This window comes from Streptomyces sp. NBC_01390 (genome assembly GCF_045040105.1).
Lineage (GTDB): Bacteria > Actinomycetota > Actinomycetes > Streptomycetales > Streptomycetaceae > Streptomyces.
Map to the genome: position 1 here is coordinate 3,307,005 of NZ_CP109551.1, position 26,833 is coordinate 3,333,837.

Here is a 26,833-nt window from a genome sequence, read left to right on the forward strand (position 1 = left end):
CTGTCATGAGCGCAGCATCGGCGGAATTTCCACTTCCGCCTAGTAGGTGCGTACCTATATGTATTCGGCTTTGCCGACCGGCCGGACCCCTGCCGTCACAGCAGCGCCTTCAGCTCCTCCGCGAGCAGATCCCAGCGCCACTTCTCCTCGACCCAGGCCCGCCCCCGCTCCCCCATCCGGGCGCGCAGCTCCGCGTCGCCGAGCAGGACGGTGATCCGGTCGGCGGCCTCCTCCACCGAGGTGCCGCGCACCACCCAGCCGGTCTCCCCGTCCAGGACGGCGTCCGGCGCGCCTCCCGAGTCACCGGCGACCACCGGCAGCCCCGTCGCGGACGCCTCCAGGTAGACGATTCCGAGCCCCTCGACATCGAGACCGCCCCGGCGCGTCCGGCACGGCATCGCGAACACGTCACCGGCGCCGTAGTGGGCGGGCAGTTCCGCCCAGGGCACCGGACCGGTGAATCGGACCGAGTCGGCGACGCCGGTCTCGTGCGCGAGCTTGCTCAGCTCGCGCGCGTAGGGTCCGCCGCCGACGATCAGCAGCACCGTCTCCGGCTCGACCGCGAGGATGCGGGGCATCGCCAGGATCAGCGTGTCCTGCCCCTTGCGCGGGACCAGCCGTGAGACGCACACGACCACGGGCCGGTCGGTGAGCCCGAGCCGGGCCCGGACCGCCTCGCCGCCCGACCCCGGATGGAAGGTCTTCTCGTCGACCCCGGGCGGCAGCTGGACCATCCGCCGGGCCGCCCCCGGGGTGAGCGCGGTGGCGATCCGCGACCGCGTGTACTCGCCCAGGTAGGTGATCGTGTCCGTCGACTCGCCGATCCTGCGCAGCAGTTGACGTGCCGCCGGCAGCTGCGCCCACCCGGCCTCGTGACCGTGGGTCGTCGCCACCAGCCGCTCGGCGCCCGCCTTCCGCAGGGCCGGCGCCATCAGCCCGAGCGGCGCCGCCGCCCCGAACCACACCGACGTGCACCCGTGTTCACGCAGCAGCCCGACGGCCCGCCCGGTGACCGCGGGCGTCGGCAGCAGCATCGTCGTCCGGTCGCGTACGACGGTGAAGGGCTGCTCGGCGTCGAAGGCAGCTGTGGCGCGGGCGCCCTCGGGGCCGCGCTTCCACGTGGAGGCGTAGACGACGAGCCGGTCGGGGTCGAGCCGCAGCGCCATGTTGTGCAGGAAGGCCTGGATACCGCCCGGCCGGGGCGGGAAGTCGTTCGTGACGATCAGGGTCTTGTGCACGCCGCCGACCCTACCGAACCGTCCCCGGCACCCTCCCAGAACCCTCACAGGTGTCAGGCCCCGTTTGATGGCAATCGCACAGTCGCTCGGGAGATCATGGCCGCTCACCGGTTGACACCCGACGAACCGGTCGAGACGAACCGGCCACGAGGCACGAACAGGGGCTCAGGTGGACATCGAGCGCAGAGGACGACTGCGGCTCCCCGTGGCACTGCTGGGCACCTGGGGCCTGACCCGGCTGCTCCTGCTGCTGTTCGTGTTCAAAGTGGTCGTCTTCCCCGGCCCGGACGTCACCAGCGACGTCTCGGTGATCTACCACGGCTGGTACGAGGTGCTGAGCCACGGCACCTTCCCGCTCGGCGACGTCACCTGGCAGTACCCGCCCGCCGCAGCCCTGGCGATCCTGTCGCCCGGCGCCCTGCCCTTCCTGGACTACGCGTCGGCGTTCTTCGTCCTGGCCTGTCTCGCCGACCTCGTCGTCCTGGCCCTGCTCGTGTATGTGGGCGGACGCCCCGGCCGGTCGTCGCTCGGCGCCTGGGTGTGGGTGGTGGGCGTGCCGCTGCTGGGCCCGACCGTGTACGCCCGGTACGACGTCATGGTGACCGCCGTGGCAGTGGCCGCGCTGCTCGCGGGCGCCCGGCATCCGCGCCTCATGGGCGCCCTGGTGGGCTTCGGGGCGCTGCTGAAGGTCTGGCCCGCGCTGCTGCTCGTGGGGGCCGCAGGGCGCCGGGCATGGGCCTGGGCGGCCCTCACGGTGGCCGCGGTGGCGTCCGTGTTCGCGGTGACCATGCCCGGTGCCTTCGCCTTCCTGACCTTCCAGGGCGACCGGGGCACGGAAGTGGAGTCGGTGGGCGCCCTCGTCTTCCATGTCGGGCGGCAGTTCGGCTGGGAGGGCCGGGTGGCGCTGAACTACGGCTCCATCGAATTCCTTGGCCCGTACGTGCGGACGGTGAGCACGGTCGCGTTGCTGCTGACCGTCGTCGCCTTCGGCTGGCTGCTGCTGTGGCGGCTGTGCGCCACCCGCTTCCTTCCGCACACCCTCGCGGAGGCGGCCTTCGTGGCGGTGCTGCTGTTCACGGTGACCAGCCGGGTGATCAGCCCGCAGTACATGGTGTGGCTGGTCGGCCTGGCCGCCGTCTGCCTCTGCTTCCGCGCCACCAGCATGACCCTGCCCGCCGGCCTGGTCGTCGTCGCCTGTCTGGTGACGGTCCTGGAGTTCCCCGTCGGCTTCGGGCATGTGGTCGCCAGCGACACCTACGGCATGGCCCTTCTGTTCACCCGCAACGGCCTGCTGATCGCCGCCGCACTCACGGCGGCCCTGCGGCTGTGGCGCACGACGGTCCCGCGCCGGGCGCAGCTCCCGCCGCTGCCGGACCGGGCCGCCCTCGCCCGGGAGACTCAGCCGAGCTGAGCGCGGAGGTACTCCCGCCACAGGCCCGTGAACTCCCCCGGCGTCGTCCCCAGCACCTTCGCCAGCGCGCCCTGGACGGCCCCCGCCCGCTTACCGTGCGCCCCCACGGCCCGGTAGAACTCGCCGAGGCGTACCTCCCCCCACCGGTCGGCGATCAGCCGGCACGCCAGCCAGCCGCCCTCGTACGCCTGGGCCAGCTTCGCCGCGTCCCCGCCGAAGCCGAAGTCCGCGTCCACGGGAAGCGCGTCCGGCACCTCGCCCGCGGCCACGGCGCGGGCCAGTTCGGGCGCCGCCTGGACGGCCGTACGGCCCGTGGACCGGTAGCCGACCCAGTCCGCGTACCCCTCGGAGAGCCACAGCGGTGTGGCCGCCGTGGTGGCGGTGCGGGTCGCGACATGCGTGGTCTCGTGGGTGAGCACGACCTGCTTGCCGAAACCGCCGAGCACGCCGTACGCCTCCGGGTTGACGATGATCCGGTCCGCGGGCGCCGTCACCGACCCTCCCGCCTCCCCGGTCGTGACCGCCGCGATCCCCCGGTACGCGGAGGACGGCGACCCGAGCAGCCCCGCCATCCCGTCCAGCGACTTCGGTACGAGGATCACGACCCGCTTCGTCCACGCCCCGCCCCACGCGTCCGTCACCGCGGGCACAGCACGGTCGGCGAGGCCCGCGTACCCGCGCAGCAGGTCCGGTGACTGCCCGACCCCCAGCACCAGGCTGTGCGCCCCGCGTACGGCCTCGACGGTCCCCTGGTCCCACAGCTGCCGGGCCGTCCCGCGCGCGGGCTCGTCGTCGTCGACGTACCACCGGCCGTTGTGCCGCTGGGTGAGGCGCAGGGTGCGCCCGGCCTTCACAGGGGCCTTGTCGATGCCCTGGACGCGATAGCTCAGCTCCACGTCAGCGGTGGCCCCGTCGTCGCCGGTGCGGCGCAGGGCGACCAGGCGGTACGACCAGGCCGCCAGCGGGAGCGCGCGCAGCCGCGTGAACTGCGCCGACGCACCGGTGCCCGCGTACGCCGCCGCGTCGCCGGCGAGGACGGCCGCCGAGCGCCGGTCCAGCAGCCGTCGGACGTCTGCGGACGCGGTGTCGATCCCCGGCCGGCCGCCGCACGCCACGAGGGCGACCAGCGAGCCGAGCAGCAGCCAGAGAGCCACGCCCCGGACCCACCACGCACCCCGCGCACGCCTTCGACCAGCCACGCCGACGATCGTACGGCCCGATTGTCGGGAAGCCGAGACGACCGGGACGCCCGGGACGAGCCGGCCGAGCGGGAGGTCCGGGAAGCGGCGGCGTTCCGGACGCTCAGACCCTGGTGACCGACGAGACCGGCATCATGCCCACCGGGTCGTACCGCACCGGCGCGCCCGGATAGGGGGCGTGGATGACCTGCCCGTTGCCCACGTACATGCCGACATGACTGGCGTCGGACCGGTAGGTGACCAGGTCGCCGGGCTGGGCCTGGGAGAGCGGGACCTGCTGTCCGGCGTACCGCTGGGCCTGCGAGGTGCGCGGCAGGGAGACCCCGGCCTTCGCGTACGACCACTGCATCAGGCCCGAACAGTCGAAGCCGGAGGGCCCGTTGGAGCCCCAGACGTACGGACTGCCCAGCGCGGCACGGGCCGCGGCGACGGCGGCCGCCGCACGGGCGCTCGGCGCGGCGGCGTTGCCGAGGTCGGGCAGGTCGGCGCGGTCGGAACGCGAGGCCCGGTCGTAGGCGGCCCGGTCGGCGGACGGCAGCGAGTTGAGCAGTGCCCGCGCCTTCGCCAGCTTCTGTTCGACGGTCCGCTTGTGGGCGGCGACGGCCTTGCGGCTCCGGTCGAGCTCGGCGAGGTTGCCGGTGGCCTCCGCGCGCTCCTGGGCGAGTTCCCGCATGGCCGCCTGGAGTTCCCTCAGCTCGGCGGCCTGGTGGACGTTGATCCGGTCGAGCGCGGCGGCCTTCGCCAGGTACTCGTCCGGGTTGTCGGAGAACAGCAGCGCGAGCGAGGGGTCGAGGCCTCCGGCCCGGTACTGGGCGCCCGCGAGCGAACCGAGCGTCTCCCGCATGGTGTTGATACGCAGTTGCTGCCGGGCGATCCGGTCCTGGGCCCGGGTCACCTGCTCGCGCAGCGCGTCGGCGCGCTCGTCGGCCCGGTTGTAGGACTCGGTGGCCTTCTCGGCCTCCGTGTAGAGCCGGTCCACCTCGGCCCGGGTGTGGTCGGTCGGCGCGGCGGTGGCCGAGGGCACGGCCGCGCCGAGAGCCGCGGCTGCGGCGGACAGCACGCAGAGCGCGGCGCTGGCTCCCCGGTCGAACCCGGACGGTGCAAGGCGGCGATGGAACCCCACGAGAAGCCGCACTCCTTCCGCTGGCGGACGCATGTGTTCCCCCGGTGTTGGGGGCGCGCCAGACAGTAGCCGGGCGACCACACGCGGACCAACGACCTCGACGGCCACACACGGTGACGCCCCGCCTATGACGCAGGTCATGGGCGGGGCGTGGGGTCAGCGGAGCGTGTCGTGATTCGCCCGTTCGGGCGTCAACGTGTCCTGATCTTGAACAGACCCGGAAGGAGTACGACGATCCGATCCGTCGAAGAGAGGATCAGATCCGTACGCCGAACTGGAACGGCATGTTGTCGATCGACTCGTACCGCACGACCGTGCCGCTGCGCGGCGCGTGCAGGACCTGGCCGTTGCCGGCGTAGAAGCCGACGTGGTGGTGGTCGCCGTAGAAGATGACCAGGTCACCGACCTGCAGATTGCTCTGCGAGTAGATGCGCGTACCGGCGTTCGCCTGGTCCTGCGAGGTCCGGGGGATGCTGATACCGACCTGGGCGAACGCCCACGAGGTGAAGCCCGAGCAGTCGAAGGTGGACTCGCCGTCGGCGCCGTAGACGTACGGCGAGCCGATCTTGCTCTGCGCGGCGGCGTACGCGGAACCCGCGCGGCCGGTGACGACGTTGCCCGGGTCGTCGAGCGCGGAGCGCTGGCTGGCCCGGCTGGCGCGCGCGTCCGCGGCGGCGATGGCCGCCTTCTGCGCGGCCGTCATCGAGTTGAGGAGCTTCTGCGCCTCGGCGAGCTTGCTCTGGACTTCCTTCTTCTTCTTGGCCAGTTCGCTGCGGGTGTCCGCGAGGTCCTTGAGCTTCTCGCCGGCCTCGGAGCGCTGCTGGGCGAGCGCCCGCTGCTTCTCCGTGACCTCCTTGAGCGTCTCGACCTGCTGACTGCTCAGCTGGTCCATCGTGGACGCCTTGTCGAGGTAGTCGTCCGGGTCGGCGGAGAGGAAGAGCTGCACGGAGGGGTCGATGCCGCCGGTGCGGTACTGGGCGGCGGCGGCGAGTCCGAGACTGTCGCGCAGCTCGTTCAGGTCTCCCTGGCCGCGGGCGACGTTGTCCTGGAGGGTGGAGATCTCCTTCTCCAGCCGGCTCTGCTTCTCCTTGGCCCCGTTGAGCTTCTCGCTCGCCTGCTCGGTCTGCTCGTAGAGCTTGTCGACCTTGGCCTTGACCTCGTCCATGCTCGGCTTCTGGCTCGGCGCGGCGTTGGCGGCGTTGGCGCTGAGGGCCACGGCGGCTGCCGCGGCGGTGGTGAGCACGGTCACGCGGGTGCGGCTCGGCTGCTTCGGTCGACGATGGGACGCCACGGAGGCGAACTCCTTCTTCTCCCGCCGTCACTCCCTTTGAGTGATCACCCGAGCGGAGGTTCGAGCCCTGACCCTAGTGACCTTCCTGTGATCACTTCAAATCCTGAGGTGAAAAATGTTTGTCACACCGAGCATTCTTTACGCACAACTCACGTGCGGTAATGCTCGATTGACACTACGTTGCGTGACAGTTCCGCCAATTCGGGCATTCAGCGCTTATGTTGTCAGCCGCCCGAGAAGCGCTTCAGCAGCACCACCGAAGCCACCGGACGGGCCCCGGCCTTGGCGATCCCGTCGGCCACCTCGCGGTCCGTGGACACGACGATGACCGGTCGGCCGGGCGGCTCCGCGCGCACCAGCTGACGGATCAGCTCGTCGGCGGTGACACCGGCCTTGGAAAACAGGACGCGCACCCCGCGCGGCGGCGCCAGCAGCACCGGAGCGGCCAGTTCGGCCCCGTCGAAGACACAGGTCATCTCGGCCCCGGTCTGCGCGGCGAGCTGCGACAGCTGCCCCAGCAGCCGGAGCCGCTGCTTCTCCAACGGCATCTGCGGATAGCCGGTCTTCGTCACGTTGTAGCCGTCGACGACCAGGTGCGCCTGCGGCAGCGCGAGCAACTGGTCGAGAATCGCCGGATCGTTCTCGGACAGGGCCCGGGCGGCGATGTCCTTCGGCGTCATCCGCCCCGGCTCGACCGCGTCCACGGTCTCGGCGGGACGCACCGACACCGGCGGCAGCGCCAGCTCCCGCCGCAGCCCCTGCGCCGCGTCGAGCACGGTGTCCAGCAGCAGCCGTACGCGCATGTCCTCGACGCTGCGCCCTTCCCGGGCGGCGCGTCTGCTGGCCTCCAGCGCGGCCTCGACCTCGGTCAGCCGCCCCTTGAGCCGCCGTGCCTCGCTCTCCGCCGCGGAGACCTGGGTGTGCCCGTCGGTGCGTACGGTCTCCATCTCGGCGTGCACCTTGCGCAGGGCCGCCTCGCCGCGCTTGACGTCACTGAGGGCGGCACGCAGCTTGCGGTGCAGTGACTCGGCCTCCTTCTTGGCCGACTCCAGCTCCGTGCGCAGCCGCTCGGTCTCGGTACGGGTGAGCCCCCGGGCGACGGCCAGTTCCTCGCGCAGCCGCTCCAGTTCGGCCCGGCTCTCGTCGTCGGCACGCTCGGCGTCGGCGCGCTGCGCCTCCTCGCCGGCCGCGGTGACGAGCTTCACCCAGCCCGTGGGGCGCAGCACATAGGCCGCGGCGGCCACGTCCAGCGGATCGGCGGCCGGGGGCGGTGAACCGGCGTCGAGAGCGCCCGCCAGCTCCGGCTGGGCCTCCCTCAGCTTCTCCCCGATGCGCTGCCGAAACAGCGTGTCGGTCTCCAGCGCGGCGGCCATCGCGTTGCCGGCGAACTTGGCCCGCCGGTTGGGCGCGAACCGCGCGTACTGCCGCAACTGGGCGGGCAGTTCGGCGACGGTGAGTCCGCCGAACCCGTCGGAGACGATCTGCACGACGCGCCTGCGCACGCCGTCGGGCAGCGGGCGGTCGAGCACCTCGGCGGCGCCGTCGCCCGGCTCCCCGCCTGTGGTCTCCACCATCCTTCACCCCAACCAGTTCCGGTGCGGGGCCCGCTCCTGTCAGGAGCCGGCGCCCGGCCTGTCCACGAGTTCCACCTGATCCACGGCGTTGCACCAACGGCAGCGCACCGACTCGATGGTCTCACTGACCACCTCGCGCTCCTCCACCTTGGGATCTCCCGCGAGGTCGAGGTGCACGTACTCCACGACCTTCGAGGAGCGGGTCACGTCGAAACGCGTGAGGTTGCCGCAGAGAGCACAGCGCCACCGGGTCGTGTCGGTCGGCAGAGGAACCGTCATCGTGGATATGTTCGCTTTCCTTCTAGTATCCGTGCTGCGCCAGTTTCCCTGGAGCGTGTGGCTCGTAACCCTAAGGCCTGGCGGGTACCCACCGCCCGTCCGTCCACAGCGGCGAGGCGGTCTGCACTGTTCGGTCCCGTTACGTCATGCTCTGTGTCCATGATCGGCGAGTTCGAAAAGTGGCGTACGACGGTCCGCAGCTCGGTCCGTGCCCGGTCGGCGCCGGTGACGTACGGGCTGATCGCCGTCTGCTGTCTGCTCTTCGTCATCGGCCCCGCCTCCGGCCTCAACCCGGGCTACGGCACCGGGGACGCCCTGCTGGCCGCCCAGCGGGCCTACTTCCGCCGCTGGGGCGTGGTCCCCGCCGACCTCTTCACCGGCGCCCCGCGAGCCACCCTCACCCCCGCCACGGCACTGTTCGTGCACGGCAGCTGGGTCCATCTGCTGGGCAACATGCTCTTTCTCTACGTCTTCGGCGCGATGACCGAGGAACGCCTCGGCCACCTGGAGTTCGCCCTCTTCTACGTGGGCTGCGGCTGTCTCGCCCTGCTGGGGTACGCCGCCGCCAACGCCGACTCGCAGCAGACGCTGGTGGGGGCGTCCGGCGCGATCTCGGCGATCCTGGGCGCGTTCCTGTACCTGTTCCCCGGCGCCCGCGTCACGAGCCTCCTGCCGTTCCTCTTCTTCCTGCCGCTGCGCTTCCCGGCCTGGCTGACCCTGCCGTTCTGGGCGACCCTCCAGTGGATGGCCGCGGGCCGGGCCTCGTCCGGACCGGGGGTGGCGTATCTGGCGCACGTGGTGGGGTTCGGGCTGGGCTTCGCCTACGCGTGGGTGCGGTATCGCCGTACGACTAGAGTGAGGCCCGCCCCAGCGACGGCCACCGAGGGAGAGAACCAGCCGTGATCACCGCGATCGTGCTCATCAGGACCAGCGTGGACCGGATCCCCGAGATCGCGGAGCGGATCGCCGCGCTGGAGTCCGTGAGCGAGGTCTTCTCCGTGACGGGCACGTACGACCTGATCGCCATGGTCCGGGTGAAGCGGCACGAGGACCTCGCCGAGGTCATCCCCGGCAGCATCAGCAGGATCCCCGGGGTGGAGGGGACGGACACCCACGTGGCGTTCCGGACGTACTCCCAGCACGACCTGGAGGCGGCGTTCGCGATCGGCCTCGATTCCTGAGGTCACCATTCAGCCCGTCCGGCGTTTGAGGACGAGGCCCCTTCAGGGCCGACAGGGGGGTCTGGGGGCGCAGCCCCCAGGGATGGGACGGGTAAGGGCGGCGGGGGCGATCAAACCGCCGGCACGCAGCGCCCGTCCTCGGTCCGGTACTGCCACCGGGCCCCGTCCCGCACAAGCTCCTTCACCGCACCCACGAACCGCTCCACGTGCTCGTCGGGCGTCCCCGCACCGAAGCTCACCCGGATCGCGTTCAGCGACTTCTCCCCCGGCGCCGCCTCGGGCGCCCCGCACTCCCCCTGGCTCTGCGGGTCACTGCCGAGCAGCGTCCGCACCAGCGGATGCGCGCAGAACAGCCCGTCCCGCACCCCGATCCCGTACTCCGCGGAGAGCGCCGCGGCGAAGTGCGAGCTGTTCCAGCCCTCGACGACGAACGAGATGACCCCGACGCGCGGGGCGTCGTCGCCGAAGAGCGAGAGAACCCTGACCTCGGGCACCTCGGCCAGTCCCGCCCGCACGATGTCGATCAGCCGCTGCTCCCGGGCCACCAGCGACTCGAAGCCGGCCTCCGTGAGGGCCTTGCAGGCGGCGGCGATCGAGTAGGCGCCGATGACGTTCGGCGAGCCGGCCTCGTGCCGGGCGGCGGTGTCGTGCCACTCCACGTCCACCCCCCCGTCCGTGCGCCGCGTGACCTTGCGGCTGGCGCCGCCGCCCGCGAGGTACGGCTCGGCGGCGCGCAGCCAGTCGGCGCGGCCGGCCAGGACACCGGAGCCGAAGGGCGCGTACAGCTTGTGGCCGGAGAAGGCGACCCAGTCGACGTCCAGGTCCTGGACGGAGACCGGGTGGTGCGGGGCGAGCTGGGCGGCGTCCAGGACGATCCGGGCACCGGCGGCGTGGGCGGCGGCGGCCAGCTCTCGTACGGGCCACAGCTCGCCGGTGACGTTCGAGGCGCCGGTGACGCACACGAGGGCCGGGCCCTGAGGGTCACGGGCCGCGAGGGCCTCCGTCAGGGTGGCCACGGCCTGCTCGGGGGTGCGCGGGGCGTTGAGGTAGGTGACCTGGGCGTGGCGCCAGGGCAGCAGCGAGGCGTGGTGCTCGGTCTCGAACACGAAGACCTGGCAGCCGTCGGGGAGGGCGGCGGCGAGCAGGTTCAGGGAGTCGGTGGTGGACCGGGTGAAGATCAGCTGGTCGTCGGCGCGGCAGTCCAGGAACTCGGTGACCGTCCTGCGGGCGTTCTCGAAGAGGTCCGTGGACAGCTGGGAGAGGTAGCCGGCACCCCGGTGCACGCTGCCGTAGTAGGGCGCGTACGCGGCCACGTCGTCCCAGACCCGCTGCAGCGCCGGGGCGCTGGCGGCGTAGTCGAGCGCGGCGTAGGTGACTTCGCCGCCGGTGACGAGCGGGACGGTGACATCACGGCCCAGAACGGGCAGCGGGGTACAAACGGTCTGGGCGGCGGCAACGGTGGAGACAGACATGGCGAACTCCCGTGAGAGACAAGAGGAATCACTGCGCGAGCGGACATGGCTCAGCACAGGAAAAGATCCGGAAAGGACGAAAAGGGTGCGCGGAGGCGGGGCTCGGCAGCCCTATCGCATTCGCTTGCTCACGGAAGACTCCCTCGAACGACCAGGACCCCTGGTGTCGAGAGGGGCCCGCGCTTGCCGTAAGCCTTGCTGCCTACGGCCTGGTCTTCATCCCGGGGCACCCCGCCACGGACGGAGGGTTGCCGGACAGTCGGCCGGGGCCTCATGACTGTCACTCATGACCTGGTTCAGAACGTAACGGAGGTGATCGGCGTCCCGCAACCCGTGTCCGGATCGCGGGACGCTCAGCACCGGGGAACCGCTGTGCGAGGGCTACGCGTTACTGGCCGCCGACCACCGCTCCAGTGTCTTCTTCGCCGCCCCCGAGTCGATGGCTTCGGCGGCCTTCGCCATCCCGGCGCCGATCTGCTCGGCCAGGGAGCCCGGGCCCGGGTCCAGCGCCACCAGCGCCGCCGCCGAGTTGAGCAGCACGGCATCCCGTACGGGCCCGGTCTCGCCGTCGAGGAGCCGCCGGGCGACCGCCGCGTTGTACGAGGCGTCACCGCCGCGCAGGGCCTCCACCGGGACCAGTTCGATGCCGACGTCGCGCGGGTCGAAGGTCTCCTCCGTCACCTTGCCGTCCCGGACGACCCATACGTGGGACGTGGCGGTGATCGTCAGTTCGTCGAGGCCGTCGTCGCCCCGGAACACCAGGGACGAGTTGCCGCGCTCGGCGAAGACACCGGCGACGATGGGTGCCATCCGGGGGTCGGCGACCCCGACCGCCTGCGCCCTGACCTTGGCCGGGTTGGTCAGCGGGCCCAGGATGTTGAAGACCGTCCGGATGCCCAACTGGCCGCGCGCAGCGCCCACATGACGCATCGCCGGATGGAACCTGGCCGCGAAGCAGAAGGTGATCCCGGCCTCCTCGGCGACCTCGGCCACCCGCTTCGGGGTCAGCTCCAGGTTGACCCCGAGCTGCCCCAGCACGTCCGACGCGCCGGAGGCCGAGGAGGCGGCCCGGTTGCCGTGCTTGACGACCTTGGCGCCCGTACCGGCGATGACGATCGCGGACATGGTGGAGATGTTGACCGTGTTGGCGCCGTCGCCGCCGGTGCCGACGATGTCGACGGTCGGCCCCGGCACCTCGATGACGTTGGCGTGCTCGTACATCGCCTGGACGAACCCGGCGATCTCCTGGACGGTCTCGCCCTTGGCCCGCAGCGCCACCACGAACCCGGCGATCTGGGCGTCGGTCGCCTCGCCTCGCATGATCAGGTTCATCGCCCAGGCGGTGTCGGCGGCGGTCAGATCATGGCCGTCGAGCAGGCCGTTCAGCACGCGGGGCCAGGAACGGACCGCCGCGGTGTCGCCTCCGGCGGGGTTCACAGCGCTCATCTGCCGCTCCTGGGTCAGTCCGGCGGGACTCTCCGCGGGACTCCTGTAGGGAATGGGGACACCCTATCCAGCCCGGCGACACGGCGAAGGGCCCCGTCCGAGGTACGGACGGGGCCCTTCTGCCGTGTGTGGCGAAGCGAGGTGATCAGTGGTGGCCGTGGCCGCTCGTGATCTCCTTGTACTCCTCGGCGGTGGGCTTGGCGATCTGGCTGTCCTCGCCGTAGTACGACTTGCTGAGCTTGGCGCGCAGCTTCTCCACGCCCTTCACCTTGCGCTCGACGCCGTTCTCGTCGACCGTCGCACCGATCAGGGCCGGCGCGTACTGCTCGTGCGCGGTGAGCGTGTGCAGGGCCTCCTGGCTGAGCGGCTCGTGCACCTCGATGAACTCACCGTGCGGCAGGCGCTTGATGATGCCCGACTCGCGGCCGTGCAGCACCTTGTCCTTGTCGCGGCGCTGGAGGCCGAGGCAGATCCGCTTGGTGATGATGAACGCGATGACCGGACCGACGAAGAAGGAGATCCGCACGAACCAGGTGATCGCGTTGAGCGACAGGTGGAAGTGGGTGGCCCAGAGGTCGTTCCCACCGCCGATCAGCAGCACCATGTACCAGGTGATCCACGCGACACCGAACGCCGTACGCGTCGGCGCGTTGCGCGGGCGGTCCAGGATGTGGTGCTCGCTCTTGTCGCCGGTGATCCAGGACTCGATGAACGGGTAGACCGCGATCACGACGAGGACCATCGGGAAGACGATCGTCAGCGGGATGAACACACCCGGGGCCAACGTGTGCCCCCAGATGTTGAACTCCCAGCCCGGCATGACACGGATCAGACCCTCGGAGAAGCCCATGTACCAGTCGGGCTGGGCGCCGGTCGACACCTGGTCCGGACGGTAGGGGCCCATGGCCCAGATCGGGTTGATCGAGGCGATGGCCGCGATGACCGCGATGACACCGAAGACCAGGAAGAAGAAGCCTCCGGCCTTCGCCATGTAGACCGGCAGCAACGGCATACCGACGACGTTGTTGTTGGTCTTTCCGGGGCCCGCGAACTGCGTGTGCTTGTGGTAGAAGACCAGGATCAGGTGGGCCACCATCAGCCCGAGCATGATGCCCGGCAGCACCAGGATGTGGATCGAGTAGAAGCGGGCCACGAAGTCGCCGCCCGGGAACTCGCCGCCGAAGAGGAAGAACGACATGTACGTGCCCACGACCGGCACGGACAGGATCGCGCCCTCCATGAAGCGCACACCGGTGCCGGAGAGCAGGTCGTCCGGGAGCGAGTAACCGGTGAACCCGGTGAACATGCCCAGGACGAACAGCAGGAACCCGAACAGCCAGTTGACCTCACGGGGCTTGCGGAACGCACCCGTGAAGAACACGCGCATCATGTGCACGAACATGCCGGCGAGGAAGATCAGCGCCGCCCAGTGGTGGATCTGCCGGATCAGCAGACCACCGCGCACATCGAACGAGATGTGCATGGTCGAGTTGAACGCCTCGGACATCAGCTGGCCCTGCAGCGGGATGTAGCTGCCGTGGTACTCCACCTCGTTCATCGACGGGTGGAAGAACAGGGTCAGATACACACCCGTGAGGATGATGATGATGAAGCTGTACATGCAGACTTCACCGAGCATGAAGGACCAGTGGTCCGGGAAGATCTTGCGCATGTTGGCCTTGGCCAGGGAGTAGATCCCCAGCCGGCCGTCGGCCCAGTCGGCGACGCGCTCGCCGGCGGGTGCCTTCTCGCGCGACGAGCGCGCGTCCGTGTTTGCCGTAGTACTCATCCGCGCTCCCAGAAGGCAGGACCGACGGGCTCGGAGAAGTCGCCGAGCGCCTCGAGGTAGCCGTCGTCGTTCACGCCGATGCGCAGCTGCGGCAGAGCGTGACCGGCGGGGCCGAAGATCACCCGGGCGCCGTCGGAGAGGTCGAAGGTGGACTGGTGGCAGGGGCAGAGCACGTGGTGCGTCTGCTGCTCGTACAGGGAGATCGGGCAACCGACGTGGGTGCAGATCTTCGAGTACGCCACGATTCCCTCGTGGGACCACTCGAGCTCGCGCTTGTCCTTGATGTTGTCCGGCTGGATACGGACGATCATCAGGGCGGCCTTGGCGATCTCGGTCTGGAACTCCTCGTCGTGCTCCTCCAGGCCCTCGGGCTTGGCGAAGGTGAGCGAACCGACCGCGACGTCCGAGGGACGCAGCGGCTCGTTCGTGTTCATGTTGACGAGCAGCTTGCCCTTGGACCAGATGGTGTGGCGCAGCTTGGTCCCGGGCAGCGGGCCGAGGTCGCGCAGCAGCATGACGCCGGAGAGCGGGAACAGGGCCATCGCGCCGAACATCGTGTTGCGGACCAGCTTGCGCCGGCCGATCGCGGACTCCTTGGCGCCCTGCTTGAAGTCGGCCATCACCTGCGCCCGGACCTCGGGCGGTGCCGCGATCTCGTGGCGCTCGGCGATGAGCTCCTCGTCGGACATCAGGGTGCGGGCCCAGTGGACCGCGCCCGCGCCGATCATGAAGAGCGCGATCCCGAGGGACAGGCCCAGCGCGAAGTTCAGCGCGCTGAGGTGCCCGATCGGGAAGACGTAGATCGACTTGTCCGACGGGATCGCCACGTACGAGACGATGAAGGCGACGGTGGCCAGCATCGACAGCGTGAACAGGAAGGCGACCGCACGCTCGGACCGCTTGGCGGCCCGCTCGTCGATGTCCTGGACGCGGTGTTCGTGGGGCGGCAGCCCCGGGTCCGCGAACGGGTTCTTCTCGTCCGCGACACCGACGGCGCCGTGCTCGGTTTCCTGCACTGCGGGCAGGTTCCCTTCTGGAATGTCTTGGCTACTCATGACTTCTTGGCCTTTGCGGTCCGAGCGGCGACCCAGACGGCGACCGCGATGAGCGCTCCGAGCCCGAAGATCCAGCCGAACAGGCCTTCGCTGACCGGTCCGAGACCGCCCAGGCCGAGGCCGCCGGGCTCCACGGTGTCCTCGCCGTTGACCGCGTCGAGGTACGCGATGATGTCCTTCTTGTTCTTCTCCGACAGCGTCGTGTCGGGGAAGGACGGCATGTTCTGCGGGCCGGTCTGCATGGCCTCGTAGATGTGCTTCGGGGCTACACCCTCAAGGTCCGGGGCGAACTTGCCGTGCGTGAGCGCACCGCCCTTGCCGGTGAAGTTGTGGCACTGGGCGCAGTTGGTGCGGAACAGCTCGCCACCCTTGGCGATGTCCGCTCCGTCGGGCCCGTACTGCTCCTCGGTCGGCACGGAGGGACCGCTGCCCAGCGACGCGATGTACGTCGCGAGCTGGTCGATCTGCGCCTGCGAGTAGATGTTCTTCTTCTTCGGGATCTGCGCGCCCTGCGAGGTCGCGGCCGGCATGCGGCCGGTCGAGACCTGGAAGTCGACCGCCGCGGCGCCGACACCCACCAGGCTCGGACCGTCGGAGGACCCCTGACCGCCGGTGCCGTGGCAGCTTGCGCAGCCCACGGAGTACAGCCTCTGCCCCTCGGTGATGGTGAGGGACTGGGCGGTCTCATCGGCCACTGCCTTGCTCGTGGGTTCGAGCGTGCCGTACAGCCCCCCGACGGCCGCCAGCGCGATGAGTAGGACGACGACCGCCGCCAGCGGATGGCGTCGTCGTGCGGAGAGCTTTTTCACGGATTACCCCGGTGTCAGGATCTTCAGCGTCGAGTCTGGGAGGTATCGGGCGGACCCGATGTGAGGATCGGGCGGGCCCGGCTACTTGATCATGTAGATCGTGGCGAAGAGCCCGATCCAGACGACGTCGACGAAGTGCCAGTAGTAGGACACGACGATCGCGGCGGTCGCCTGTTCATGGGTGAACCTTTTCGCCGCGTACGTCCTGCCGAGGACGAACAGGAAAGCGATGAGACCGCCCGTCACGTGCATTCCGTGGAAGCCGGTGGTCAGGTAGAACACCGAGCCGTACGGGTCGGAGGAGAGCGAGAGCCCGTCCTTCTTGACCAGCTCGGTGTACTCGAAGACCTGGCCGCCGATGAAGATCGCACCCATGACAAAGGTGACGATGAACCACATCCGGAGCTTCTTCACGTCACCGCGCTCGGCGGCGAACACGCCGAGCTGGCAGGTGAGGGATGAGAGCACCAGGATCGTGGTGTTCGCCGCGGAGAACGGGAAGTTCAGGCTTGACGCCATCTCCTTCCAGTGATCCGGACCGGTCACCGATCGCAGGGTGAAGTACATCGCGAAGAGGGCCGCGAAGAACATCAGCTCGGAACTCAGCCAGATGATGGTTCCGACGCTGGTGAGGTTCGGCCGGTTGACCGACGGGTGCGCGTGCCCGGTTTCTACTGTCGTTGCTGTCGCCACGACCGACATTATGTCGGTCGCTTATCCCGCCCTCACGCCGGGGGGTGCCGTTCGGGGTGTCTGTGGGGTGTGTCCAGCCCGTATGGCCCATCGGACGGCCTTTGAAGCGGTGTTCAGACGGAGGGTCCGAAGGAGTAGCATCCGGCCCAACGGACCCGGTCCGTCTGTCCGTACGACGCTGATGTCTCGGAGGAACAATGCAGCCGACCGCCACGGTGCTGGTCTACAGCGACGACTCCAACACCCGCGAGCAGGTGCGGTTGGCGACGGGACGGCGACCCGCTCCCGACGTTCCCCTGGTCGAGTTCCTCGAGTGCGCGACGCCCGCCGCTGTCCTGAAGGAACTGGACAAGGGCGGGATCGACCTGTGTGTGCTGGACGGGGAGGCCGTGCCCATGGGGGGCATGGGGGTGTGCCGGCAGATCAAGGACGAGGTTTTCCAGTGTCCGCCGGTGCTGTTGCTGATCGGGCGGCCGCAGGATGCGTGGCTGGCGACGTGGAGTCGGGCCGACGCGGCGGTCACCTTGCCGGTGGATCCGGTGGAGTTCGCGTCGGCGTTGGCTTCTTTGCTGCGGGGTCGGCGGGCCTTGAGCGCCTAGTGGGGTCTGGGGCACGGTTGTTCGGCGGGTGCGGGTGCGCTGTGGCTTGTCGCGCAGTTCCCCGCGCCCCTGGTGGGGACCCGCGCCCCTCGTCAGATGCTCTCCGGGGTCAGGCGGACCTGCTTGGCTGGGTTTGAGCCCTCTGGGGAAGTGGTGGTGAGGGCGCTACCGCCCTGCCACTTCTGCCAGTCCAGGTTCCAGTCGCCGAAGCCGTTGCCGAAGGTCTCCATGGTGTTGCCGTCGGAGTTGACGACCTTGACGACGTCACCTTCGCGGACGTTGTCGAAGAACCACTTGGCGTTGCCGGTGCTCATGCCGGTGCAGCCGTGGCTGACGTTGGCGGAGCCCTGGGAGCCCTCGGACCAGGGGGCGGCGTGGACGTACTCGCCGCTCCAGGTGACCCTGGTGGCGTAGTAGACGGGCAGGTCGTACGAGTCGGCACTGCCCTCGGCTATGCCGATGCTGGTGCCGCGCATGCGTACGAAGTACTCCTTGCCCAGTACGACCTTGACGCCGTTGCGGGTGTCGAAACCGGGCTTACCCGTGGTGACGGGGATGGTGTTGATCACCTTGTCGTTCTTGTAGACGGTCATCTCGTGGGACGACGCGTCCGTGACGGCTATCACCCGGTCACCGGTGGTGAACTTCAGGGGCTTGGCCTGGCCACCCCAGAGCCGGTCGGCGATCTTGAGGCCGGGAAGGTTGCTGCGCACCTGGACGGTGGCCTTGGCGGGCCAGTACTCCTTGGGCCGGTAGTGGAGTTCCTTGTCGTCCACCCAGTGCCACGCGCCCTCGGTGGTGGGGGTCGAGTCCACCTTGAGGGCGCGCTCGACTATCGCGCGCTGCGCCTTTCCCCGTACGGGCTCGCTGAGTTGGGCCGTCACGGGCTGACCCACGCCGTAGGTGCCCGTCTTGGGGCCGAACGTGACGTTCAGGCGCTTCTTGGTGGTCGGCCTGCTGGTGTCGAAGGTGCGCGTCTCGCGGCCGGGGGCGCCGTCCTCGTCCTCCGTGCTCACCCGGACCGTGTAGCGGGCGCCTGCGGCCAGCGGGGAGGTGCTGTGCCAGCGGCTGCCGTCGGCGGAGAGTTCGCCCGCCACATAGCGTCCGGCGGCGTCGACGGCCGTGACGTCCGTGATGCGGTCGTCAGAGTCGTCGGAGGTGACCTCCAGGGGCTTGTCGGGGTCGGCCTTCTTGCCGTGGCCGACGGAGCCGCCGAAGGAGATCTGGTCAGCGGCGTCGTACGGCTCCGCCGAGAGGGGATGGCCGTCGGAGCCGCAGGCGGTGGCGGACGCGCCCAGGGCGGCCACCAGGAGGGTGCAGTTGACGACCGTACGGTTACGCGGTGAGTGCCTCATGCCCTCACGCTAAGAACGTGCGGCGGCCTCGGCGCGGCGGGTGATCCGTGCGAGGGAACGAGGGTGTGGCAAAAGAGGGAGCCCGGACTCTCCTGACGGAGTGTCCGGGCTCCCCTGAGCACTGAGCGTGTTACTGGGTGCGGTTCTCACCGCGGTAGTACTCGAAGACCCAGCCCCACAGGCCGATCAGGAGGATGGGGGCCGAGAAGAACGCCAGCCACCAGCCGATCGCGACGCTCAGGAACAGGAGCGCGCCACCGATGCCCAGCGCGAGCGGCTGCCAGCTGTGCGGGCTGAAGAACCCGACCTCGCCGGCGTCGTCCGCGACGTCCGCTTCCTTGTTGTCCTGGGCGCCCACGTCGACCCGCCGGGCCGTGAAGGCCAGGTAGTAGCCGACCATGATGCACAGGCCGAAGGCCAGGAAGAGCGCCGTGGTGCCGGCCGGCTCCTTCGACCACACGCCGTAGACAATCGCCATGGCGAGGACGAAGACGGCGAGCCAGATGAACATCTTGCCCTGGACCTTCACTTGCCCGCCTCCTTGCCGCCGGCGAGAGCCTTCTCGCCGTGACCGGCGTTCTCCAGCTGGTCCAGCGCTGCGATCTCAGGGTGGTGCAGGTCGAACGCCGGGGATTCGCTGCGGATCCGCGGCAGGGTGAGGAAGTTGTGCCGCGGGGGCGGGCAGGACGTGGCCCACTCCAGCGAACGGCCGTAACCCCAGGGGTCGTCGACCTCGACCTTCTTGCCGTACTTCGCGGTCTTCCACACGTTGTAGAGGAACGGCAGCACGGACAGACCGAGCAGGAACGAGCTGATCGTCGAGATCGTGTTCAGCGCGGTGAAACCGTCCGCGTTGAGATAGTCCGCGTACCGGCGCGGCATGCCCTCGGCGCCCAGCCAGTGCTGGACGAGGAAGGTGCCGTGGAAGCCGATGAACAGCGTCCAGAACGTGATCTTGCCGAGGCGCTCGTCGAGCATCTTGCCGGTCATCTTCGGCCACCAGAAGTGGAAGCCGGAGAACATCGCGAACACGACGGTGCCGAACACCACGTAGTGGAAGTGCGCCACCACGAAGTAGGAGTCCGAGACGTGGAAGTCCATCGGCGGCGACGCCAGGATGACACCGGTCAGACCACCGAAGGTGAAGGTGATCAGGAAGCCGGTGGCCCAGAGCATCGGGGTCTCGAAACTCAGTGACCCCTTCCACATCGTTCCGATCCAGTTGAAGAACTTCACGCCCGTCGGTACGGCGATGAGGAACGTCATGAAGGAGAAGAACGGGAGCAGTACACCGCCGGTGACGTACATGTGGTGGGCCCACACGGTCACGGACAGACCCGCGATGGCGATGGTCGCGCCGATCAGGCCCATGTAGCCGAACATCGGCTTGCGGGAGAAGACCGGGATGACCTCGGAGATGATGCCGAAGAACGGCAGCGCGATGATGTACACCTCTGGATGCCCGAAGAACCAGAACAGGTGCTGCCACAACAGGGCACCACCATTGGCGGCATCGAAGATGTGTGCGCCGAATTTCCGATCCGCCTCCAGCGCGAAGAGCGCGGCGGCGAGAACGGGGAAGGCCAGCAGGACGAGGACCGCGGTCAGCAGCACGTTCCACACGAAGATCGGCATGCGGAACATGGTCATGCCCGGTGCGCGCATGCAGATGATCGTGGTGATGAAGTTGACCGCGCCGAGGATGGTGCCGAAGCCGGAGAAGGCCAGACCCATGATCCACAGGTCGGCGCCGATGCCCGGGGAGCGCACGGCGTCGGAGAGCGGCGAGTAGGCGAACCAGCCGAAGTCGGCCGCGCCCGAGGGCGTGAGGAACCCGCCGACCGCGATGGTCGAGCCGAACAGGTACAGCCAGTAGGCGAACATGTTCAGCCGCGGGAACGCGACGTCGGGGGCGCCGATCTGCAGCGGCATGATCCAGTTGGTGAAACCGGCGAACAGCGGCGTCGCGAACATCAGCAGCATGATCGTGCCGTGCATCGTGAACGCCTGGTTGAACTGCTCGTTCGACATGATCTGCAGACCCGGCCGGGCCAGCTCGGCGCGCATGAGCAGCGCCATCACACCGCCGATGCAGAAGAACGCGAACGACGTCACCAGATACAGCGTGCCGATCGTCTTGTGGTCGGTGGTGGTGAGCCACTTGATGACCACGTTGCCGGGCCGCTTGCGCCGTACCGGCAGCTCGTTCTCGTACGAGTCCTCAGCTGCGGCGGCACCCTGGGGTTCGTTGAGGATGCTCACAGGTTTGTCGTCTCCCGGTTCTTCTCGTGGCTCGTCTGCGCGATGCCGGCGGGAATGTAACCGGTCTGCCCCTTCTTCACGAGTTCCTTGAGGTGCTGCTCGTAGCGCTCGGGGGAGACGACCTTCACGTTGAACAGCATCCGGGAGTGGTCGACGCCGCAGAGCTCCGCACACTTGCCCAGGAAGGTGCCCTCCTTGTTGGGGGTCACCTGGAAGGCGTTGGTGTGGCCTGGGATGACGTCCTGCTTCATCAGGAACGGCACCACCCAGAAGGAGTGGATGACGTCACGCGAGGTGAGGACGAAGCGGACCGTCTTGCCCTTGGGGAGCCAGAGGGTCGGGCCGGGGTTGCCGGTCTGCGGGTTCTTCGTACCGGGCGTGCCGACGTCGTAGACGCCGCCGGCTGCCGCCGGGAAGTCCTTCTTGAACCGGTCCGGAATGGCGGCCAGGTTCGGGTCGGTGTTCGCGTCCCCGTTGGAACCCGGCACCTGCTCGATGTAGTTGAAGCCCCAGCTCCACTGGAAGCCCACGACGTTGACCGTGAGGTCGGGCTTCTTGGAGGTGTCGAGGAGCTTCGACTCGTCACGTGCCGTGAAGTAGAAGAGCACCGAGACGATGATCAGCGGAACCACGGTGTACAGCGCCTCGATGGGCATGTTGTACCGGGTCTGCGGAGGTACTTCGACCTTGGTGCGGCTGCGCCGGTGGAACATGGCGCTCCACAGGATCAGGCCCCAGACCAGCACGCCGGTGGCGAGCGCGGCTGCCCAGGATCCCTGCCACAGGGAGAGGATCCGCGGAGCCTCTTCCGTGGTCGGGGTGGGCATACCAAGGCGGGGGAAGTCCTTGTATGTGCAACCGGTCGCGGTCGCCAGGACCAGGCCCGCAGTCAATGCCTGCAGCAGCTTCCGCCGCAACGGGCGCCGCGGCGTGGGGGTACCGCCCGCGCCCCCCAGGGCGTGGGGGAGGTCGGAGCCGTTGGGACTCACGTAGCGCCTTCCCGAGAGTCTCGCCCGCGCGGATTGGCTGCGGCCTGCCTACTCGGTGGTCGGTCGCCGCCCTGCGTCGGGCAGGGGTTTGGATGTTTATGCGGACCAAACCCTACTGGACGCAATTTGGGGTCGCGCGGGGAGGGTCCCCAACGCGCCGGGGGTCACCCCCAAGGGGTGGGATGGGCGGGGTTGGGGGGCTTCTGACGTGAGGTCGGGCGCCTATTGGGGTGGGGGTTCGGGTCGTACGGCGGGTGCGGGTGCGTTGTGGCTCGTCGCGCAGTTCCCCGCGCCCCTTCGGGGGGACCGCGTACCCCCTGTTGAGGACTTAGCGTTGGTCTGTGTCCTACTTCGATGCTGCATCCTCCGCTCCCCTTCACCCTGTTGCCCGGCAGGCGCTGCTGGCGTCCCTGGACGAGGGGTGGGCGGATCCCGCGCGTTTGTACAGGGAGGGGCGGCGGGCTCGGATGTTGTTGGATGCCGCTCGGGAGGCTGCTGCCGAGGCGGTCGGATGCCGGTCCGATGAGCTGACGTTCACGTCGTCGGGTACACGGGCCGTGCACACCGGTGTGGCGGGGGCTCTCGCGGGGCGGCGGCGCGTCGGGTCGCACCTGATCGTGTCAGCCGTCGAACACTCGTCTGTCCTCCATTCGGCGGAGGAGTGGGAGGCGACGGGCGGCGAGGTGACGACTGTGGCCGTGAATCGCGCCGGTGCCGTGGCCGTCGAGGCCTACGAGGCCGCCGTACGGCCCGACACGGCGTTGGCGTGTCTCCAGTCGGCCAACCACGAGGTGGGGACCGAGCAGCCGGTGGCGGAGGTGGCCGAGGTGTGCCGGGCGGCCGGGGTGCCATTGCTGGTGGACGCGGCGCAGTCGCTGGGGTGGGCGGCGGTCGCGGGGCCCTGGTCGCTGCTGACCGCGAGTGCCCATAAATGGGGTGGGCCGGCGGGGGTCGGACTGCTCGCCGTCCGCAAGGGCGTGCGGTTCGCGGTCAAAGGGCCCTCGGACGAGCGGGAGTCGGGGCGGGCGGCCGGGTTCGAGAACCTGCCGGCGATCGTCGCGGCGGCGGCCTCGCTCCGCGCGGTGCGGGCCGAGGCGGCCCAGGAGGCGGCGCGGCTGCGGGAACTGACGGAGCGGATCCGGGCGCGCGTGCCCGAGCTGGTGGCGGACGTGGAGGTGGTCGGCGATCCGGTGCGGCGGCTGCCCGGTGTCGTCACCTTCTCCTGTCTCTATGTCGACGGGGAGACTCTGCTGCACGAGCTGGACCGCGCCGGTTTCTCCGTCTCCTCCGGCTCGTCCTGTACGAGCAGCACGTTGACGCCGAGCCATGTGCTGAGGGCGATGGGGGTGCTCAGCGAGGGCAACGTGCGGGTGTCGTTGCCGGTCGGGACCCCGGCCGAGGAGGTCGACCGGTTCCTCTCCGTGCTGCCGGGCGCGGTGGCGACCGTACGGGAGAAGCTGGGCGCGCCGGTTCCGGTGACGGTACGGGAGGAGGGCGCGCTCGTCGTGGACGCCCTCGGCAAGCGGTGCCCGATCCCGGTGATCGAGCTCGCGAAGGTCATTGGCGATGTCCCGGTGGGCGCCACGATCCGCGTCCTCTCGGACGACGAGGCGGCCCGCCTGGACATCCCGGCGTGGTGCGAGATGCGGGGGCAGCAATACGTGGGCGAGGAGCCGGCGGAAAAAGGAACGGCATACCTGATCCGCCGGACAAGCTGACCCACTCAGGGGCGCGGGGAACTGCGCGACCAGCCCCCCACGCACCCGCGGACTACGAATCAGCCCAGATGCCCCTGAACCTCGGTCGCGGCGTCGTCGCCGTACGCCTTGCGGAAGCGGTCCATGAAGTTGGCCCGCCGGAGGGTGTACTCCTGCGTACCCACCGTCTCGATGACGAGAGTCGCCAGCATGCATCCGACCTGCGCGGCACGCTCCAGGGAGACGCCCCAGGCCAGACCGGACAGGAACCCCGCGCGGAAGGCGTCGCCGACACCCGTGGGCTCGACCTTGGCCTCCTCGTCCGGGCAGCCGACCTCGATCGGCTCCTCGCCGACGCGCTCGATGCGTACGCCACGGGCACCGAGGGTGGTCACCCGAGTGCCCACCTTGGCGAGGATCTCCGCGTCGGACCAGCCGGTCTTCGACTCGATGAGGCCCTTCTCGTACTCGTTCGAGAAGAGGTAGGCGGCGCCCTCCAGCAGGACCTTGATGTCGTCGCCGCCCATGCGGGCGATCTGCTGGGAGAAGTCGGCGGCGAACGGGATGGACCGCGTGCGGCACTCCTCGGTGTGGCGGAGCATCGCCTCCGGGTCGTCCGCGCCGATCGAGACCAGGTCGAGGCCGCCGACGCGGTCGGCGACGGTCTTCAGCTCGATCAGCCGGGCCTCGCTCATGGCGCCGGTGTAGAAGGAGCCGATCTGGTTGTGGTCGGCGTCGTTCGTGCACACGAAACGGGCGGTGTGCAGCGTCTCGGAGATCCGCACCGATTCGGTGTCCACTCCGTGGCGCTCCAGCCAGGCGCGGTACTCGTCGAAGTCGGCGCCGGCGGCCCCGACCAGGATCGGCCTGGTGCCGAGCTGGCCCATGCCGAAGGCGATGTTCGCGCCCACGCCACCCCGGCGTACGTCGAGGTTGTCGACCAGGAAGGAGAGCGAGACCGTGTGCAGCTGGTCCGCGACGAGCTGGTCGGCGAAACGGCCGGGGAAGGTCATGAGGTGGTCGGTGGCGATGGAGCCGGTGACTGCGATACGCACGGCGAGGACACTCTCCTGCGAGGGTGAGGGTGATTGACAGTTCACGCTACCCGGTCGGCCCGCTCTCGCTGTAGCGGCAAAACTACCCGATAGTAGATCTTTCTCGGCCGGGTATGCGGTGCATACGGTTCCGGTATGACGAACTTCAAGGTCCATCAGGCGCTTCAGGTCCAGCACGTGCACTCGGGACCGGGTGCCGCCCCGCACGACCTCGAAGGTGATCTGGCCTCCCTGCGCGGCGACTGCGCCCGGATGGCGCCGCACTGGACGGCCCCGGACCGGATCACCGCCCTGCCTGTCTCCCCGTCCCGTATCCACGGGGTGACCGTCCCGCCCGCCTCGGCGCGGCTGGTGGACGCGATGTCCGAGTACGGCGAGTAGCACAGGTCCCAGCCGGGCCTCGACCGACGGCAGCTCCTCGACCAGCACTCGACCAGCGCTCGACGGGAACCGTGCGCTCCCCCGCCGCGTCCCATCGCTGTCCCCCGTAAAGAGGACGCGGTGTACGACCCGCCGGTGCCTGTCGGTGACAGGCTCGGCCGGTCGGGACACCCGGGACAGCTGGGACCCGAAGGAGCGATGCCGTGAACACCGAGCGACCCGATCACGACGACGCCGACGACAAGGCCGCCAAGGCCGAGGCGGACGGCGCCGCCGAGCCCACGCCGGAGGAGAGCGGCGCCGAGCAGCCGTCCCGGCGCCGGTCCCCGGTGCTGATCGCCTCGGTCGCCGCCGCGGTGCTGCTCGTCGGGGGCGGCGGGGCGTACCTCGCCACCAGTGCGGTCGGCGGCTCGAAAGACGACGACCGTACGGGCGCCTCCGCACCGGGCGGCGACGGCACCACTCCCCCGCCGCTGGCCCTCGACGGCTACACCCAGGGCGGCGGTACAGGTGACGCGGGTGATACGGGTGACACGGGCGGTTCGACCGGGATCGCGCCCGGCGAGCCCGACCCGAACGGCGTGACCTACCGGGCGGACGGCACGCTGCCCGCCGGGCCCGGCTCGGCGCCGGTGTACTCAACGGCGACGGGTGAGGTCACGGCCGCCGAGGTGACCCGGCTGGCCAAGGCGCTCGGGGTCGCGGGGAAGCCGGTGGCGGAGGCCGAGGACTGGCTGGTCGGCACGGCGCACGACGGGACCGGCCCCTTTCTGCGGGTGAACAGGCACGCGCCGGGGACCTGGTCCTTCAGCCGGTACCTGCTCGGCGGTCCCGACAACTGCAAGGGCACGACCGTGTGCGCGCAGAAGTCCGCCACGGAGGGGACGACCGTCGATCCGGTGAGCGAGACGGTGGCGAAGAAGGCCGCGGCACCGATCCTGAAGGCCGTCGGCCAGGACGACGCGAAGCTGGACACGAGCCAGGTCGTGGGCACCCAGCGGGTGGTGAACGCCGATCCGGTGGTCGGCGGGCTGCCCACCTACGGCTGGACGACCGGCCTCCAGGTCAGCGCGCAGGGCGAAGTGGTGTCCGGCAGCGGCCAGTTGTCGACGCCGGTGAAGAGCGACACATATCCGGTGCTCGGCGCGAAGGCCACTCTGGCCCTGCTCAACGAGCCGGGGGCCGTGGCGACTCCCGAGCACCGCATGGGCATCGGGGGGTGCGCCAGCCCCGTACCACTGAAGGACCGTCTGGAGGCGCCGTGCGGTACGACCACGCAGACCCGACAGAAGGAGTCGCTCACGGTCGACAAGGCGGTGTTCGGGCTGGCCTCGCACTCCGTGTCGGGGCGGCCGGCGCTGGTGCCGTCGTGGCTGTTCGAGGTACGGGCGCAGGGTGCCGCCAAGGGCTACACGGTGACGTACCCGGCGATCGACCCCCGCTACCTGGCCGGGGCCGGTTCCGGGTCGAGCGCGGAGCCGTCCCCGACGGCCTCGCCGACCGCACCGGGCGACGAGCCGACGTCCGGGACGGCGACACGTGACATGAAGATCGAGGGCTACACGGTCTCCGGCGACGGCAAGGAGCTGACCGTGGGCTTCTGGGGCGGGGTGTGCAGCAAGTACTCGGCGTCGGCGAAGGAGGACGGCGAGGTGACGGTGACCGTGACCTCGACGACCAAGAAGGGCACGATCTGCATCATGCTCGCCAAGGCGACGTACGTGACCGTGGGGTTGGACGAGCCGCTGGATGACCGGAAGGTCGTGGACCCGGCCGGGAAGGCGATCCCCGAGGGCGATTTCGCGAAGCGGTAGCCCGTCGGACCTGTTCGACTCGCGATTCGCTGGCAAGCCGCTCGCGATCCGCTTACGCGTGAAGGCGGCGCCCCCGTCGGAGGGGGGCGCCGCCTTCACGTAACGGCCTTGCGGCCCTATG

General features: G+C 69.7%; 24 protein-coding genes and 1 riboswitch. Of the genes, 7 read left to right on the plus strand and 17 right to left on the minus strand.

What is annotated here, in order from left to right; all coding sequences use genetic code 11:
• Window positions 1-95 precede the first annotated feature (95 nt).
• Window positions 96-1,238 carry a glycosyltransferase family 4 protein gene (locus tag OG241_RS14765; protein ID WP_405815796.1) on the minus strand — a complete coding sequence of 381 codons (1,143 nt, stop codon included), beginning with the start codon at window positions 1,236-1,238 and terminating at the stop codon, window positions 96-98.
• 175 nt (window positions 1,239-1,413) lie between these two features.
• Between OG241_RS14765 and OG241_RS14770 the strand changes: the two genes are divergently transcribed.
• On the plus strand, window positions 1,414-2,649 hold the full coding sequence (locus OG241_RS14770) for a glycosyltransferase 87 family protein (protein ID WP_405826218.1): 1,236 nt from the start codon (window positions 1,414-1,416) through the stop codon (window positions 2,647-2,649).
• Here OG241_RS14770 and OG241_RS14775 read toward each other — a convergent pair.
• The 5 genes from OG241_RS14775 to OG241_RS14795 all read right to left on the minus strand — a co-directional run bounded on the left by OG241_RS14775 (window position 2,637) and on the right by OG241_RS14795 (window position 8,115).
• Window positions 2,637-3,848 carry a hypothetical protein gene (locus tag OG241_RS14775; RefSeq protein ID WP_405815798.1) on the minus strand — a complete coding sequence of 404 codons (1,212 nt, stop codon included), beginning with the start codon at window positions 3,846-3,848 and terminating at the stop codon, window positions 2,637-2,639. The two genes, OG241_RS14770 and OG241_RS14775, sit on opposite strands and share 13 nt — an antisense overlap.
• Before the next feature lie 103 nt (window positions 3,849-3,951).
• Window positions 3,952-4,971, minus strand: coding sequence for an NlpC/P60 family protein (locus OG241_RS14780; RefSeq protein WP_405815800.1), 1,020 nt, complete (start codon window positions 4,969-4,971; stop codon window positions 3,952-3,954).
• Window positions 4,972-5,227: 256 nt separating this feature from the next.
• On the minus strand, window positions 5,228-6,262 hold the full coding sequence (locus OG241_RS14785; protein ID WP_405815801.1) for an NlpC/P60 family protein: 1,035 nt from the start codon (window positions 6,260-6,262) through the stop codon (window positions 5,228-5,230).
• Between the two features lie 224 nt (window positions 6,263-6,486).
• Window positions 6,487-7,836 (minus strand): NYN domain-containing protein, encoded by a 1,350-nt coding sequence (locus OG241_RS14790; RefSeq protein ID WP_405815802.1) that lies wholly within the window; start codon window positions 7,834-7,836, stop codon window positions 6,487-6,489.
• Window positions 7,837-7,875: 39 nt separating this feature from the next.
• The gene (locus OG241_RS14795; protein ID WP_006377658.1) at window positions 7,876-8,115 is read right to left on the minus strand and encodes a hypothetical protein; all 240 of its coding nucleotides are present in this window, start codon (window positions 8,113-8,115) and stop codon (window positions 7,876-7,878) included.
• A 159-nt stretch (window positions 8,116-8,274) separates the two neighbouring features.
• On the opposite strand from OG241_RS14795, the gene OG241_RS14800 reads away from it, so the two are divergent.
• Window positions 8,275-9,018 (plus strand): rhomboid family intramembrane serine protease, encoded by a 744-nt coding sequence (locus OG241_RS14800; protein WP_405815804.1) that lies wholly within the window; start codon window positions 8,275-8,277, stop codon window positions 9,016-9,018.
• Complete coding sequence (locus OG241_RS14805; protein ID WP_405815805.1) at window positions 9,015-9,296, plus strand: Lrp/AsnC family transcriptional regulator; 282 nt, start codon at window positions 9,015-9,017, stop codon at window positions 9,294-9,296. The genes OG241_RS14800 and OG241_RS14805 overlap by 4 nt, the downstream gene beginning before the upstream one ends.
• 110 nt (window positions 9,297-9,406) lie before the next feature.
• On the opposite strand, the gene OG241_RS14810 is transcribed toward OG241_RS14805, so the two are convergent.
• From OG241_RS14810 to OG241_RS14835, 6 genes are all read right to left on the minus strand, one after another.
• Window positions 9,407-10,768, minus strand: a complete 1,362-nt coding sequence (locus OG241_RS14810) for an aminotransferase class V-fold PLP-dependent enzyme (protein ID WP_405815807.1) — start codon at window positions 10,766-10,768, stop codon at window positions 9,407-9,409.
• A 174-nt stretch (window positions 10,769-10,942) separates the two neighbouring features.
• Window positions 10,943-11,060, minus strand: a riboswitch (SAM riboswitch).
• 89 nt (window positions 11,061-11,149) lie between these two features.
• A complete protein-coding gene (gene trpD / locus OG241_RS14815) occupies window positions 11,150-12,214 on the minus strand; it encodes an anthranilate phosphoribosyltransferase (protein WP_405815809.1) in 1,065 nt (354 codons plus the stop codon).
• Between the two features lie 145 nt (window positions 12,215-12,359).
• The gene (locus OG241_RS14820; RefSeq protein WP_405815810.1) at window positions 12,360-14,003 is read right to left on the minus strand and encodes a cytochrome bc complex cytochrome b subunit; all 1,644 of its coding nucleotides are present in this window, start codon (window positions 14,001-14,003) and stop codon (window positions 12,360-12,362) included.
• Window positions 14,000-15,058: a Rieske 2Fe-2S domain-containing protein gene (locus OG241_RS14825; RefSeq protein WP_405815811.1), complete on the minus strand. Its 1,059-nt coding sequence runs from the start codon at window positions 15,056-15,058 to the stop codon at window positions 14,000-14,002. The genes OG241_RS14820 and OG241_RS14825 overlap by 4 nt, the downstream gene beginning before the upstream one ends.
• On the minus strand, window positions 15,055-15,867 hold the full coding sequence (locus OG241_RS14830) for a c-type cytochrome (RefSeq protein ID WP_405815812.1): 813 nt from the start codon (window positions 15,865-15,867) through the stop codon (window positions 15,055-15,057). Before OG241_RS14830 ends, OG241_RS14825 begins: the two co-directional genes overlap by 4 nt.
• Window positions 15,868-15,948: 81 nt before the next feature.
• Window positions 15,949-16,569, minus strand: coding sequence for a heme-copper oxidase subunit III (locus tag OG241_RS14835; protein WP_044472511.1), 621 nt, complete (start codon window positions 16,567-16,569; stop codon window positions 15,949-15,951).
• Window positions 16,570-16,757: 188 nt separating this feature from the next.
• On the opposite strand from OG241_RS14835, the gene OG241_RS14840 reads away from it, so the two are divergent.
• Entirely contained in the window at window positions 16,758-17,159 is a 402-nt protein-coding gene (locus tag OG241_RS14840; protein WP_405815813.1) for a hypothetical protein, read from the plus strand.
• A gap of 92 nt (window positions 17,160-17,251) precedes the next feature.
• On the opposite strand, the gene OG241_RS14845 is transcribed toward OG241_RS14840, so the two are convergent.
• The 4 genes from OG241_RS14845 to coxB form a co-directional block, all read right to left on the minus strand.
• On the minus strand, window positions 17,252-18,514 hold the full coding sequence (locus OG241_RS14845) for an Ig-like domain-containing protein (RefSeq protein WP_405815814.1): 1,263 nt from the start codon (window positions 18,512-18,514) through the stop codon (window positions 17,252-17,254).
• A 130-nt stretch (window positions 18,515-18,644) separates the two neighbouring features.
• Window positions 18,645-19,043, minus strand: coding sequence for a cytochrome c oxidase subunit 4 (locus OG241_RS14850; RefSeq protein WP_319093509.1), 399 nt, complete (start codon window positions 19,041-19,043; stop codon window positions 18,645-18,647).
• Window positions 19,040-20,776, minus strand: coding sequence for a cytochrome c oxidase subunit I (ctaD, locus tag OG241_RS14855; RefSeq protein WP_405815815.1), 1,737 nt, complete (start codon window positions 20,774-20,776; stop codon window positions 19,040-19,042). The genes OG241_RS14850 and ctaD overlap by 4 nt, the downstream gene beginning before the upstream one ends.
• Window positions 20,773-21,765, minus strand: coding sequence for a cytochrome c oxidase subunit II (gene coxB, locus OG241_RS14860; protein WP_405815816.1), 993 nt, complete (start codon window positions 21,763-21,765; stop codon window positions 20,773-20,775). The genes ctaD and coxB overlap by 4 nt, the downstream gene beginning before the upstream one ends.
• Window positions 21,766-22,106: 341 nt before the next feature.
• On the opposite strand from coxB, the gene OG241_RS14865 reads away from it, so the two are divergent.
• Window positions 22,107-23,483, plus strand: coding sequence for a cysteine desulfurase/sulfurtransferase TusA family protein (locus tag OG241_RS14865; RefSeq protein WP_405815817.1), 1,377 nt, complete (start codon window positions 22,107-22,109; stop codon window positions 23,481-23,483).
• A gap of 59 nt (window positions 23,484-23,542) precedes the next feature.
• Here the strand turns inward: OG241_RS14865 and OG241_RS14870 are convergent, their stop codons facing one another.
• Window positions 23,543-24,517 carry a carbohydrate kinase family protein gene (locus OG241_RS14870; protein WP_405815818.1) on the minus strand — a complete coding sequence of 325 codons (975 nt, stop codon included), beginning with the start codon at window positions 24,515-24,517 and terminating at the stop codon, window positions 23,543-23,545.
• 135 nt (window positions 24,518-24,652) lie between these two features.
• Here OG241_RS14870 and OG241_RS14875 point away from each other — a divergent pair, with 135 nt between their 5' ends.
• Window positions 24,653-24,898 (plus strand): hypothetical protein, encoded by a 246-nt coding sequence (locus tag OG241_RS14875; protein WP_405815819.1) that lies wholly within the window; start codon window positions 24,653-24,655, stop codon window positions 24,896-24,898.
• A 203-nt stretch (window positions 24,899-25,101) separates the two neighbouring features.
• Complete coding sequence (locus OG241_RS14880; RefSeq protein WP_405815820.1) at window positions 25,102-26,712, plus strand: hypothetical protein; 1,611 nt, start codon at window positions 25,102-25,104, stop codon at window positions 26,710-26,712.
• Window positions 26,713-26,833: the final 121 nt, after the last annotated feature.

Coding starts and splice junctions, on each gene's coding strand:
- OG241_RS14845 (WP_405815814.1), bottom strand. CDS start 18,514: ATGAGGCACTCACCGCGTAACCGTACGGTCGTCAACTGCACCCTCCTG.
- OG241_RS14795 (WP_006377658.1), bottom strand. CDS start 8,115: ATGACGGTTCCTCTGCCGACCGACACGACCCGGTGGCGCTGTGCTCTC.
- OG241_RS14790 (WP_405815802.1), bottom strand. CDS start 7,836: ATGGTGGAGACCACAGGCGGGGAGCCGGGCGACGGCGCCGCCGAGGTG.
- trpD (WP_405815809.1), bottom strand. CDS start 12,214: ATGAGCGCTGTGAACCCCGCCGGAGGCGACACCGCGGCGGTCCGTTCC.
- OG241_RS14820 (WP_405815810.1), bottom strand. CDS start 14,003: ATGAGTACTACGGCAAACACGGACGCGCGCTCGTCGCGCGAGAAGGCA.
- OG241_RS14835 (WP_044472511.1), bottom strand. CDS start 16,569: ATGTCGGTCGTGGCGACAGCAACGACAGTAGAAACCGGGCACGCGCAC.
- OG241_RS14825 (WP_405815811.1), bottom strand. CDS start 15,058: ATGAGTAGCCAAGACATTCCAGAAGGGAACCTGCCCGCAGTGCAGGAA.
- OG241_RS14875 (WP_405815819.1), top strand. CDS start 24,653: ATGACGAACTTCAAGGTCCATCAGGCGCTTCAGGTCCAGCACGTGCAC.
- OG241_RS14840 (WP_405815813.1), top strand. CDS start 16,758: ATGCAGCCGACCGCCACGGTGCTGGTCTACAGCGACGACTCCAACACC.
- OG241_RS14800 (WP_405815804.1), top strand. CDS start 8,275: ATGATCGGCGAGTTCGAAAAGTGGCGTACGACGGTCCGCAGCTCGGTC.
- OG241_RS14810 (WP_405815807.1), bottom strand. CDS start 10,768: ATGTCTGTCTCCACCGTTGCCGCCGCCCAGACCGTTTGTACCCCGCTG.